This is a genomic window from Thermobaculum terrenum ATCC BAA-798 (assembly GCF_000025005.1).
GTDB classification, from domain to species: Bacteria; Chloroflexota; Chloroflexia; order Thermobaculales; family Thermobaculaceae; genus Thermobaculum; species Thermobaculum terrenum.
Map to the genome: position 1 here is coordinate 385,916 of NC_013525.1, position 13,611 is coordinate 399,526.

At 47.8% G+C, this 13,611-nt stretch carries 8 protein-coding genes and 2 riboswitches; of the genes, 7 read left to right on the plus strand and 1 reads right to left on the minus strand.

Annotated elements, in window-relative coordinates:
• The first annotated feature begins 49 nt into the window (after positions 1–49).
• From TTER_RS14490 to TTER_RS01790, 3 genes are all read left to right on the plus strand, one after another.
• Positions 50–1,783: a S8 family serine peptidase gene (locus TTER_RS14490; RefSeq protein WP_012874314.1), complete on the plus strand. Its 1,734-nt coding sequence runs from the start codon at positions 50–52 to the stop codon at positions 1,781–1,783.
• Between the two features lie 311 nt (positions 1,784–2,094).
• Positions 2,095–2,181: riboswitch (cyclic di-GMP riboswitch) on the plus strand.
• Between the two features lie 1,874 nt (positions 2,182–4,055).
• On the plus strand, positions 4,056–5,381 hold the full coding sequence (locus TTER_RS01785; protein WP_012874316.1) for a phospholipid carrier-dependent glycosyltransferase: 1,326 nt from the start codon (positions 4,056–4,058) through the stop codon (positions 5,379–5,381).
• Between the two features lie 4 nt (positions 5,382–5,385).
• On the plus strand, positions 5,386–7,338 hold the full coding sequence (locus tag TTER_RS01790) for a hypothetical protein (RefSeq protein ID WP_012874317.1): 1,953 nt from the start codon (positions 5,386–5,388) through the stop codon (positions 7,336–7,338).
• Here TTER_RS01790 and TTER_RS01795 read toward each other — a convergent pair whose 3' ends face one another.
• Complete coding sequence (locus tag TTER_RS01795; RefSeq protein ID WP_148211865.1) at positions 7,339–8,403, minus strand: hypothetical protein; 1,065 nt, start codon at positions 8,401–8,403, stop codon at positions 7,339–7,341.
• 238 nt (positions 8,404–8,641) lie between these two features.
• A riboswitch (cyclic di-GMP riboswitch) is annotated at positions 8,642–8,716 on the minus strand.
• Positions 8,717–8,858: 142 nt separating this feature from the next.
• Between TTER_RS01795 and TTER_RS01800 the strand changes: the two genes are divergently transcribed.
• From TTER_RS01800 to rpoD, 4 genes are all read left to right on the plus strand, one after another.
• Entirely contained in the window at positions 8,859–10,079 is a 1,221-nt protein-coding gene (locus TTER_RS01800) for an acyl-CoA dehydrogenase family protein (protein ID WP_012874319.1), read from the plus strand.
• A 15-nt stretch (positions 10,080–10,094) separates the two neighbouring features.
• Positions 10,095–11,279, plus strand: coding sequence for an acetyl-CoA C-acetyltransferase (locus tag TTER_RS01805; protein ID WP_012874320.1), 1,185 nt, complete (start codon positions 10,095–10,097; stop codon positions 11,277–11,279).
• Positions 11,280–11,283: 4 nt separating this feature from the next.
• Positions 11,284–12,444: an acyl-CoA dehydrogenase family protein gene (locus TTER_RS01810; RefSeq protein WP_012874321.1), complete on the plus strand. Its 1,161-nt coding sequence runs from the start codon at positions 11,284–11,286 to the stop codon at positions 12,442–12,444.
• Between the two features lie 130 nt (positions 12,445–12,574).
• The gene (gene rpoD / locus TTER_RS01815) at positions 12,575–13,591 is read left to right on the plus strand and encodes an RNA polymerase sigma factor RpoD (RefSeq protein ID WP_012874322.1); all 1,017 of its coding nucleotides are present in this window, start codon (positions 12,575–12,577) and stop codon (positions 13,589–13,591) included.
• Positions 13,592–13,611: the final 20 nt, after the last annotated feature.

A 13,611-nucleotide genomic window follows, 5' to 3' on the forward strand; every position in this document is an offset into this window, starting at 1 on the left:
AACTTATAAGTCAGTTCATAAGCTTTGCAATGTTACCTGGAGGTTAGTTTTGGTTCTGTCCAGCAGTATCCGTAGACTAGTTATTGTAGTCACGACCTCACTTGCCTTGTTCTTCCTAACTATTTCCCAAAGCCCTGGCTATGCTTACGCTGCCTCTCGTAATAGTGATCTTGAACCTAGAGTGCTAACTACTGGCAGGATTCTAGTGAAATTCAGATCAGGTACAGATGCTTCTAAAGTTTTGCAGGCAGCTTCGATTCAAAGTGGGATTATTGTGGATCGGGTCAATCCGCTTGGGGTGAAGGTTGTAAGGCCGAGAACAGTTCTTGCTCAGTCTCTGGGAACCCTGGAGCGATTGGCCAATCATATAGAACAGAATCCTAGTGTGATATATGCTCAACCTGAAGTTCTGCTACAGCCGCAGGATGTAATCCCGAATGACCCTGATTATCCCAGGCAATGGGGCTTACAGAGGATCAGAGCTCCTAAGGCTTGGGAGATAAGCACAGGTAGCTCCACGGTCAAGATAGGCATAGTTGATTCAGGAATAGCTATGAATCATCCTGAACTAAAGGATAGGTATGCTGGGGGCTACGATTTTGTGCAACATGATACCTATCCGCAAGATACGGATGGTCATGGAACTCATGTGGCTGGTATAGCTGCAGCTACAGGTAATAATGGTATAGGGATAGCCGGTGTTGGTTGGCGTACCAAGTTATTAGTAGCCAGGGTCTTGACTGCCGAAGGTGCTACGGATACTGACGTTGCCAAGGGCATAATATGGGTAACTGATCATGGGGCTTCAGTGATCAACATAAGCCTAGGAACCTACTATGACTCCGATACCCTGCATCAGGCTATACAATATGCCCAGGAAAAGGGGGTATTAGTAGTTGCTGCAGCAGGCAACGAGTCGACTAATATACCTTTGTATCCAGCTGCCTATCCTGGAGTTATAGGGGTAGCAGCTACCAATCAAGATGATAGATATGCGAGCTTCTCCAATTATGGCTCATACGTGGATATAAGCGCTCCTGGAGTCGACATATACTCCACTTACCCTGGAGGATATGCTTACATGAGCGGGACGTCTATGGCAGCTCCTTTTGTTACCGGAGCTGCTGCGGTAATCAAGGCAGAATTCCCTTGGTACTCTGCCAATCAAATATGGCAAAGGCTAAAAGCAGGGGCAGACGATTTAGGTCCCAAGGGGTTGGATACGCGCTATGGGTATGGACGATTGAATCTATACAGGTCCTTGGCTGTTCCTGGGACCTTGATTGGAAGAGTTAGAAATGCCAAGACCGGCAATGTTCTCCCTGGAGTCAGGGTGCAGCTATATGGAACTCCTAGATATACATACACAGATAGTCAAGGGAGATTTGTATTTCGGAATATAAGATATGGAGCTGGGAAGCTGATATTCAGCAAGCAGGGCTATGCTCAAGGGATGAGGAACATTTTTATAGAACCTGCCGCTACTGAATATACAGGTATCAGGCTAGCACCACTAGCCAGACTTTCCGGCTACGTTAGGTCTTCTAGTGGAACGCCTCTCTCCAATGCTGTTGTTAGTGTGACCTCTCAGGAGGGTAGTGACCTACAAGATACTACAGACTCTTACGGTAGGTATTTCATCAAAAATGTGCCTATAGGTATAGTGAGAGTAACCGCTAGTCTCAAGGACTACACCTCTGTGACTAAAAACGTATCCACTACAATGGGGACCACAACCAGTGTGAGCTTCACCCTCAAACCTTTACTAGCTCCAGGCAACTAGAGAGATTTTCTGACAATCAAGATCTATAGAGTTTCCCCTCTGGCCTTACACAGCTCTGCCTAACTGAAAAGTTCATCATGTTGTCCCTCTTATAGCACCCTCCTAAAGCTCCTTTTTCGAGGTAATGCCAACCCTGATCTGTTGCATAAACGATAATATATAAGGTGAAGCTTTGGTATACTTATTGCGTCTAAGCAATAAGTATACCTTGCCGCGGAAAAATCTTAATTTCTATTGACGGATATTAATTGGGTTTATATAATTGAAACTGTAGAAACTTTTGCATTAATGCTAAAAGTGTAAAAGGCGCTAATTAGCGTAGAGGCGACGAAGTCCGCTTACCTATATGGGCACCATGGGAGCGGATGGAGCCACTGGTGCAACCGGCTACTGAGAAGACCCTCAGTAGCCGGTTCGTTTTTTAGGTCCATTAGTCAACGTAAAGGAGGGGAACATGACACTGAAAATAAGACAACCGTTTTTAATAACTTGCCTAATTATTTCTGCACTAGTCTTATCTATGATCGCTCCCACACTCTTTGGTGGTACCACTAGTGCTCATGGCAAGAATCCACCTGGCAACAATGGTACGATCAAAGTCGATGGTAGGGATTTTGATGATCATCCGAACAACGAGCCTCACCCGGGTTGTGTATTCCAGATAGACTTTTATGGGTTTGATAAAGGAGATTATTACGCTACAGTTACCTTTGAGACGCAGGCGCCTACTGAACCTAAAGATCAGGTAATACTTCAAGATAAAGTGTTCATAGGTGAAGATGACGCTTCGGGAGGGGGATCGGAGTCTGGCCTGGATGCTTCGGTTAAGTATGATCTATCGCAGTATCTTTCACAGTATGAACCACATTCTAATCAGGGCTACCATATCAAGCTAACTATTCATGCCCCCGGGTCTAAGGGCAACGATGTAAAGCACAAGGTTTTTTGGGTGAACTGTAAGCCGGAAAATCCACAGCCAACGCCTACCCCAACGGCAACCCCTGTTCCATCGCCTTCAGTAAGCCCTAGCCCAACTCCGTTACCAAGTGAATCGCCAACTCCGAGTCCATCAATGAGTCCAACTCCAGTGCCGACACCAAGCATAGTCCCATCACCAAGTCCTTCGGAGTCTCCGCTCCCCAGCCCATCTGTGAGCCCTACACCACAGCCGTCTCATAGTCCTGTGCCTTCAGTTAGCCCGTCTCCGAGCCAGAGTCCGCTACCTAGCCCAAGCAATACTCCAATTCCATCTAACAGCCCATCACCGAGTGTTAGCCCAAGTCCATCACCTTCAACTACACCAGTACCAAGTCCATCGATATCGCCGATACCAAGCCCTTCACCTTCGGTGGCTCCGACGCCAAGCCCATCACCGACGGCTATACCCAGCCCGTCTCCGAGCGTGAGTCCTACACCTGTGCCATCTACTAGCCCGTCACCAAGTGTTTCTCCAGTGCCGACACCAAGCCCGTCTACATCTCCAACTCCTAGTCCCTCGGAGAGTCCGGCGCCTTCGCCTACTCCTGTACCTAGCCCCTCGTTCAGCCCAACACCATCACCTAGTGAGTCACCTGTGCCAACGCCTGTACCATCCGTGTCGCCTACTCCGTCGCCAAGTACGACTCCATTACCATCTCCGAGTAATAGCCCGAAACCAAGCCCATCACCCTCGGTAATGCCAACGCCGGTGCCAAGTCCATCGATTAGCCCACTGCCTAGCCCGGCTCCTTCCGAATCGCCTATGCCAACACCTGTCCCATCACCGAGTCCTTCAGCGACTCCTGTACCGACTCCGCAACCGAGTCCGAGTCCATCTGAGTTACCTGCTCCATCGGTATCACCAACACCTATTCCATCTTCTGTGCCATCACCACTACCATCACCAAGCCCATCAGGTTCACCTACACCTATCCCGATGCCTGCTCCAAGCGTGAGTCCTTCGCCCAGTGCGAGTGGTGTACCTGTCCCAGAGGCATCACCAAGCCCGTCTCCAAGCCATATGCCTACTGTGCCCAGGACTGGTGATGGAGGGATGGCGAGTACTGGCTCTGGGTCTTCCCTGCCAGTAGCAGGCTACTACCTGGGTCTAATATTAGTAGCAACCTATATGCTACTAAGGCGCAAGTGGTAGTAAGAGTCTTTGAAGAGGGGGGAGATCTTCTGATCTCCCCCCTAATTTTCTTTATCTATTCTTCTATCTTTACTTGACGTAGGGATACTATGCCTGTATCTTGCTCTTGTTACCAGCTTGATTTGTGAAGGATCTTTGTTGATGGCAGAGATAGCAGGCAAAGAACTTGTTGAGAAGAAGGAGTGGAACTCCCTGGCTATAAGAGCTATTCCTCTCTTGCTAATATTGGTTTCCTTTGCTTTTTACTTATACAGGCTTAGTGTGCCTCCTCAATACATCTACGATGAGGTTTACCATGCCTATACCGCTGCTCAGTATGCTTCTGGTAATACGGATGCCTACTTATGGTACAAGAGAGCTCCAAGAGAGGGGGTTGCCTACGAGTGGACTCATCCACCACTAGGGAAGCTTCTAATTGCTGATTCTATACTGATCTTTGGTGACAATTCGTTTGGTTGGCGTTTTGCTTCTGCTGTTTTTGGTGCTATTGGTATTGGTGTTGCTTACTGGCTAGGGTACTCCCTTACCGGCTACATGGTTGTTGGGCTGCTCACGTCTTTCTTGCTACTGTTTGATGGTATGTACTATGTGCAATCCCGTACTGGGATGGTAGATATATTCCTTGTAGTATTTCTGATGCTTGCCCTTTTGATGGCTTATAAGTACTTGACTGCTACCAACGGTAGAACTAGGTACCTGTTCCTGACTGGAGTATTTATAGGTCTGGCAGTATCTACCAAGTGGAATGCTGTCTATGTATATGCGTTCCTGGGGCTATCGCTGGTAGTTTGTTCGGCATATACCCTGTACAAGAGTAGAGCCCCCGTAAGTAAATGGCTGCTTGAAGCAGGACTACTGTTTGCTTTTATGTTGCTAGTGCCTGCTGTGTTGTACTTGCTCTCCTATACCCAGTTCTTCCTTAGTGGGAATGGCATAAAGGATTTCTTTAAGCTCCAATATCAGATGTATTACTACCACTCGCACCTTAAGGCTACACATAACTATCAATCCAAGTGGTGGGAATGGCCACTAACTCTCAGACCTGTTTGGTACTATGTCAAATACTATCCGGATGGTCGTATAGCTAACATATATACTAACGGTAATCCCGTAATCTATCTTGCTCTCATACCTGCTGTGCTATGGGCCGCTTCTGACTGGATTGATGAGAACTGGAAGGCTCTGCTTATAGTAGTTCTTGGGTTCTTTGGAGCTTGGCTACCTTGGGCGCTTGTTCCAAGGATAGCTTTTGCTTATCACTTCCTGCCATCAGTACCCTTTGGATGTGTAGCTCTTGCTTACACTATTAGGCAATTCCTCTCAAGAGGGGGGACCTGGAGAACTGCGGCTATATGTTATTGTGTAGCTGTGGTGGCTATGTTTGTGTTCCTGTTTCCGATATATTCAGCTATCCCACTAACTAGAGCTCAATTCGATATGCGCATACTTATTCCTAGCTGGAGATGAGATATTGCTGGGAGTACTCCTGCTGATTTCCTGCTTGATCCTAGGAATACTAGTACTTTATCTGCTGGTTCCTGGCTTAACGTTTGAAGAACGTATATTTTATGGTTTTGATCTCGGTGTCATATTGATCTCTATAGCGTGCTTTGTATCAGCAATCTTCTTTGGCTTCAATCTGTTACAGGTTTGTCTGACATCTCTATGTTTGTTGATAGTCTCTTTTGTGTTGACTTTTTGGCTTAGATCCCAAGTCGCTGCAAGGATCAAAAATGAGCTGCAGGATTTTAGATCTAGGTTGAAGCTTAGAGAGACTGTTTGGTTTGCTGAGATGCTCCTGGTAATAGGGGTTTTCTTCTTTCACCTGTATTACAATTCCTGGAGACTATACCCGGATGGGTGGTATGCAGGTCACTCATTTATATGGGGTGATCTACCTATACACACAGGACTTATCGAGAGCTTCGTCGAGATACGTAAATTCCCGCCTCCAAACATATACTTCAGTGGCACCTTGCTATCTTATCCCTTCATGGCCGATTTCTTTAGCTCGATCCTTATGATCCTGGGCTGGTCCTTGGGGCCCGCATTTGTAATCCCGGGGTTTCTGCTGGGTATATGTACGGTTGCAGGTATATATTTGCTAGCTCTGCGGATTTCGAGATCCGTTTTTGCCAGCTTATTGACCGTGGTTCTGGTCTTACTGAGTGGTGGTATGGGGTTCATAGTCTTCTTGGTAGAGGCTAATAGGTCGGGAAACTTCATCCACACACTTCTCAATCTGCCTTCGTACTATACAGGTTTGCGTGATTACGCCATGACCTATCCTAATATAGTTCTAGGTTTTTTCCTTCCCCAGAGGCCATTCCTGTTGGCACTTCCTCTCGGTATGTTGATGTTGAGCCTGCTTTACAGGTTCAGGCTCTCTAGAAGACCTTACGATATGTTGTTAGTAGGTTTGGCATCAGCCCTTCTCCCGCTCGTGCATCCTCACACGCTTGTAACGATTGGCATAGTGTCGGGTTACCTTGTTGTGGAGTACCTTGTGCTTTCATTCTTGTGTAACGATAAGCAAGGATGCTATAGGGCGTTGTTATCTGGAGTCCTATTCTCTCTTCCTGTCACGGTAGGGATGCTGCAAGTTCTGTGGCAACTTGGAAACCTTGGAGCTACCAGCAATGGCGGTCTAAGCGTACAAATAACCACTAGGGCTATAGCAACTGAAAACTATATATGGTACTGGCTCAAAAATGTAGGGCTTTTCCTGCCACTTGCTGGGTTGATTTTTGTGGTGCAGGGCGCTTTGCCAAATAGGATAAGGAGTTTCTACGCTCCATTTGCCCTTATATGGTTTATAGCTACTTTGGTAGTAATGCAGCCTTTCGACTGTTGCAATCGCAAGTTGTTGGTGTATTGGTACTTGGTTTCTGCTGTGGTCATATCTTTGGTACTAGTAAAATTGATCCTTACAGGGGATATAATCTCCAGGTTTCTAGTTGCATTTTTGATATTCTTGCTCGTCTTCACGGGCTCCCTGGATCTATTTAGGGCGTCTATTCCTTCTCAATCGAGATATCTTGAATTTAGTAATGAGGATATAGCCTTTGCTAACCAAGTCAAGGAGAGGTTGCCTGCTGATGCCGTATACATCACCGCTACCCAGGTACATCATCCTATAACTGACCTTGCTGGGAGGCAAGTGGTACTTGGCCCACCTTATCTGGCAAATGACTGGGGGTTACCCTGGAGACCCAGGATGGAGGATCTCCAGTTGATATATACAGGATCATCTCGAGCCCAGGACTTGATCAGAAAATATGGAGCCAGGTACCTAGTCATAGGTCCCACAGAGAGACAACTATTCAGAGTAAACAAACAGTACTACCAGGAAAGATTCCCGGTAGTACTGCGCTATGGACAGTATACGGTATTTGATGTTAGTTCCGTTTACGGTAGCAGGTAGCTACCGTACGTATCTATAGGCCATCAATTTATAGTCTGGATAAGCCCCAGAGTCATCTCGTACTGATGCAAGCACGCGATAGTTGTTGTTATCGGCTCTTGGTTCAAAAACTATGCTCCATCTAATAGTTAGCTGATTGCCGGATAGACTGACTGTAGTATACCTGGCGTTGATTTGCACGATATTTCCCCTTAGCACTACATCTTTGCCAGGCACTGCACTATATAACACCCCGTTAGAAAGGTCCTTCATGTAGATCTTGTTCTTGTCCTGGTTGTACCAGATCTTGACGGACCTGTTGTAATAGGAGCTCTGGAACTTGATATAAGCCTTGTTGATATTCTTGGCTCCATTAGAGTCGTAGTAGGTCGCCGTGAATGAGTAGCTTCTTCCTACGTAACTCGTACCTGTCCCAGGTGTTAGAGAAGTCACGCGAGGCAGGTAGTTACTAGATTGCGCAGCGTATAGATACCTAGGGGTGGAAGAAGCCCAGATGCTGGGTTTGACCCCTATGTAAGTGGAGCCATAAGGGACTCTGCCGCTAAGTACGTCTGAGAGGAAGACTTGTCCAGCCTCCTCTCGACTGTAACCATAGTCCGAGGCTCGATCTATGTTGGGCATTCTATATCCTAGCTGTTCATAGAAACCAGTTACCTGGTGAGTCCACTCGTGAAGAAATATCTGCTCTGGGTAGCGACCAAGCCAGTCTCCGTGCTGTTGAGGGATATTTACGGTTGTGTAACCTGCTCCATTCGCCCAAGGACCTGGCCTGACAGTCCATCCCCAACCTAGGCTAGGTACTCGCTTGCCGCTATCAGTATCCAACCTCCATATGACGAAGATGCTGTCGTACCTACCTTGAGGAGCGTACTTGTTGATATCTGCCTTTATGTCCAGGGGCGAAACCCAGAAACCATTCGCACCCAGGGAAGTAACCGATGATATGGGGTGATCTGGATAGACTATAGTCTGGCTAAGGTATGTGTTGCCTCTGGACCAATTGTAAACCGTAGATGGCACTCTCCTTATGACGTACAGTGCTTTCTGCAAGTCCGAAGAGGACATAGAGGTCCTCACCCTCTGCGTCTGCCCATTCCAAGTGAAGGTAACATCTGTACTACGATATACCAAGAAAAGTGCCCTCCAAGTAGTGACAGCTGCCGAGGCTCGATTGATGCTAATTAGCGGAGACAATGTTGTTACCATAAGGCACAAAATCAGAAATACTAGGAGCCTAGGTTTCAATTTTGTCATATCTTGTATGTCCTCCCATAGGGTGATTAGGGAGGCACTGGTCAGCCTCCCAGGCAGCCCGGCTGACTCTTAGAGTCCCGTGGCTTTGCGTCCCCATCTCACGACGGGTTTGCCCTTTTCTGGGTCATCGCTAGCCATCAGTATATTTGCTGCTGTGCAACTACAACAATAGCCAATTAGTACTAATGCAATTGGGAGTTAGGCTATTCCTCTTTTCTGTACGGTGCTATAATGAGCCGCCTAAACCGGCTGATTTGGAGGTGAATATGGATTTTGGCCTGAGTGAAGAGCATGTAATGGTTCAGGATCTGGTAAGTGACTTTGCTCAGCGAGAGATAGCTCCAAAGGCAAGAGAGAATGACATAAATGAATATTGGGATAAGGACATAGTCAAGCGCATGGGCGAACTAGGACTGCTTGGAGCCCCTATTCCTGAGGAGTATGGCGGGAGTGGGATGGACTATCACAGCCTGGCGATCATCTGTGAAGAACTCGAGAGAGCTGAGACGGCTTTCCGGGTAGTTATGAGTGTGCATGTCGCATTAAACAGCTTGACACTCCTGCAATGGGGCAATGAGGATCAGAAGCAGAGGTATTTGATACCCCAGGCAAGGGGTGAGAAGCTTGCTACCTTTGCATTGACTGAGCCGGGGCATGGATCTGACGCAGCTAATATCGAGACTACCGCAAGACGAGAAGGAGATTACTACGTACTTAATGGCCAGAAGACGTGGATAAGCCTTGCAGATAAAGCAGATCATTTCTTGTTATTTGCGACCTTAGATCGTTCTAAGGGCTACAAGGGAATCACGGCATTTATTCTGGAAAGGGGATTTGAAGGGCTTTCAACATCCACGATACATGGCAAGCTAGGTGTAAGGGCGGGCAATACAGGGCAGATATTCCTTGATAATGTCAGAGTCCCGATAGAAAACAGGTTAGGAGAAGAAGGAGAGGGCTTCAAAATAGCCATGAGCGCTATTGATCAGGGCAGGTTGACTGTGGCTGCTGGAGCTGTTGGGCTTGCAAGGGCCTGCCTTGAAGCGAGCCTAAAGTACTGCCATGATAGGGAAGCCTTTGGCCAGGAAATAGGCAAGTTTCAGCTCGTGCAACAGATGATAGCAAACATGCAGCTTGGGATAGACACAGCCAAGCTATTGGTACACAGGGCAGCTTGGCTAAAGAATCATGGGATTAGGTCCACTCGTGAGACCTCTATGGCGAAATGGTACGCATGTAACGTTGCGTTGAAGGCTGCCGAAGATGCAATAGAGATACATGGTGCTAATGGATACTCTAATGAGTTTCCAGTAGAGAGGTACTGGCGTAATGCTCGTGGGGCTGTAATATACGAGGGGACCAGGGAGATTCATACCCTAATTCAGGCTGAATATGCATTAGGCTACAGAAAAGATCACCCTCTAAGATGTCCGCAGCCACCAGTGAAGGGGTATGATCCCTCTTCTTTCCCCTCCAGGCATTTGTAACCTCGGAGATTTATGATGTCCAGAACGGCAATACTAAGCGCGGTTAGAACTCCCATAGGCAAGCTTGGCGGTGCATTAGCTTCCCTGAGCGCCGTAGATCTGGGCGCTATTGTTATCAGATCTGCTATAGAGAGGGCAGGGATCCCCCCATCAGAAGTGCAGCACGTGATTATGGGTAATGTAATAGGCGCAGGTCTTGGCATGACACCTGCCAGGCAGGCAGCTTTTAGGGCTGGCCTGGGTAGAGAGGTTACTGCCGATACACTCAATAGAGTGTGCGGTAGTGGAATGAGGGCCATAGCTCTGGCTGATGCTCTTATCAGGCTCGGCGAACACAACATAGTAGTTGCTGGCGGCATGGAGAGCATGAGTAATGCTCCTTATCTCATCCCTAAGGCTCGGTGGGGTTACAGGATGGGCAATGGTGAGCTGCTGGATGCTATGATCCATGATGGTTTATGGGATCCCATCTTGCACGTACACATGGGCAACCATGGTAGCTCTGTTGCTAGCAAGGAAGGAGTTACCAGGCAGCAGCAGGATGAATGGGCTCTTAGGAGCCACAAGCGTGCTATCGCAGCAATAGATGCTGGTAGGTTCGATGATGAAATAATCCCTGTAGAGGTTAGCTCTAACAAGGGGGACAAAAGCCTCGTAGATCAAGATGAAGCCCCCAGAAGAGATACTTCCATGGAGGCACTTTCTAGGCTAAAGCCAGTATTTGATCCTAATGGCACAGTCACGGCTGGAAATGCTCCAGGCGTAAACGACGGAGCATCAGCACTCGTGCTTGCTAGCGAGGATTACGTGCGTGCGCACGGCCTAAGGCCATTGGCATTTATTTTGGCTCAAGGCGCAGCTGCATGGGATCCCCCATACTTGGCGTATACCCCAGCCATGGCGGCTCAACAGGCCCTGTGCAAAGTAAACATGCTTATAGATGACATGGATCTTATAGAGATAAATGAGGCTTTTGCTAGTGTAGCTATCATCTCTATCAGGAAGCTAAATGCGGATCCAGAGAAGGTCAATGTTAACGGAGGAGCCATAGCGTTGGGACACCCAATTGGGGCTAGCGGAGCTAGGATCGTGACCACTCTGCTTCATGAGCTGCATAGGCGTGGTGGAGGGTATGGACTAGCAGCCATCTGCAGTGGCACAGCTCAGGGTGATGCTTTGGTCTTACAAGTGGAGGGATAGATCGATGGGGCTTTCCAACTGTTTGGCCCTACCTGAAGACTATCAAGTCCTTAGATCGATCGTAAGAAAGTTTGCTGAGGATCGTATTAGGCCCCAAGTCTTGCAAAATGACAGAGAGGCTAGATTCCCAGCGGGTATTATAGAAGAACTTGGACAGTTAGGGTTTATGGGAGCTCCCATAAACCCGCAATATGGAGGATCTGGGTCGGATTTTTTGTCCTATGCTATCCTGATTGAGGAGCTTTCCAGAGTAGACCCTTCCATAGGCACTATAGTCTCTGCTCACACCTCTCTGACGGCGGTGCCACTTCAGCGCTGGGGAACTGAGGAACAAAAGGGTAAATATTTGAGCCTGCTTGCTTCCGGCAAGACCTTAGGGGCGTTTGCTCTAACTGAACCTGAATCTGGTACTGATGCTGCATCTATACAAACGAGAGCTTCAAGAGACGGAGATCATTACTTCTTGACGGGCACTAAGGTTTGGATAACCAATGCTAGTCATGCTGGATTATTCATAGTGTTTGCCCGGACTGATAATAGGGGTAACCATAAGGACATCTCAGCATTCATAGTCGATCGTGAATCCCCCGGCTTGGTTGTAGACCCTTCCGAAAGCAAGCTTGGTATAAAAGCTGCCCACTCTTGCACTGTGCACCTCGATGGAGTGAAAGTCTCTGCGCGTGACAGGCTTGGAGAGGAGGGCCAGGGCTTCAAGATAGCTATGCAGTCGCTAGATGGTGGCAGAATAGGAATAGCTGCGCAAGCGGTGGGGATAGGTCAGGCGTGTTTGGAAATGTCAATACAGTACGCTGTTCAAAGGCGCCAGTTTGGCAGGCCCATAGCGGAGTTTCAGGCCATTCAGTGGAAGATAGCAGATATGGCCACTCAGGTTGAGGCTGCAAGGCTACTGACGTATAGGGCAGCCATGCTTGAAGATAAAGGAGAAAATATAACTTTGGCAGCTTCAATGGCTAAGCTATTTGCTTCTGAGATGTGCGTCAGTGCTGCCAGGGAAGCAATACAGATACACGGCTCCTTGGGATATAGCGCTGAATATCCCGTGGAAAAGTTTTATAGAGATTCTAAGGTGACGGAGATTTACGAAGGTACCAGCGAAGCGCAGAGAATGGTTATAGCTAGCAGGCTACTGAAGGAATTACAGTAGGTAAGGAAAGATTATATAGGATATACCCTACTCAAATCCTTCGTAGTATGTTATATTCAAAGTCAAAAGTTTGCTTTAACTATTCGCTGATAGCAAACTTTCTGCAAAAGCCAGGTGCGTGGAGGAGCCAGTGTTATCTGAGATCCATGATGTCCCCTTTCAAGACCCCCATTTTTCTCATCAATACGAAGATCTACCCGAGGAAGCAGAATACGACAAGCAGGAGGAGGACCTTAGCGAAGACTTAGATGATTCCGTGCGTATGTATCTTAGGGAGATAGGGCTTGTGCCTCTGCTCACCGCCGAACAGGAGGTGGAGCTGGCTAAAAAGATGGAAAGGGGCAAGAAAGCCCAAAGTGTTCTTGACAGTGGCAAATACGAACCCGAGCAACGCGATAAACTGCTCGCAGAAGTGGACGAAGGGGAAAGAGCGAGAAGGCATCTTATAGAAGCAAACCTCAGACTGGTCGTAAGCGTTGCTAAAAAGCACATGAATAGGGGCCTTAGCCTCCTTGATCTTATCGAGGAAGGTAACATAGGCCTCATGCGGGCTACGGATAAATTTGACTATCGCAAGGGGTTTAAGTTCTCGACCTATGCTACTTGGTGGATACGGCAGGCCGTTACCAGGGCTATAGCAGATCAGGCCAGGACGATAAGGCTTCCAGTACACATTACGGAAACCATGAATCACCTCTATAAGGCCTCACGTAAGCTCTCACAGGAGCTCGGCAGGGAACCTACATGCGAGGAACTTGCTGAGTATATGGGAATGAACCCAGAGAAGGTGAGGCTAATAATGAGAGCGTCTCGCCATCCGCTTTCCTTAGAGGGTCCAGTGGGAACGGATGGCGATTCTTCTTTAGGGCAGTTTATCCCTGATTCGACTACTGAGACTCCTGTAGATCTGGCTATAGGAGAAGTGCTTAAGAGGGAGTTATCCAAGGTTCTGAACTCCCTCACAGAGAAAGAGCGCAAGGTAATGGTGCTGAGATATGGACTAGAAGGCTCTTCACCCCATACACTAGAAGAGGTTGGCCATAGGCTTGGTGTTACTCGTGAAAGGGTACGCCAGATAGAGGCTAAGGCCCTAGAGAAACTTCGCAAGCCTGGAAAGCTCAACCATCTAAGGGATTTCCTCGACTAGGTATTCGAGGAAAAATACTT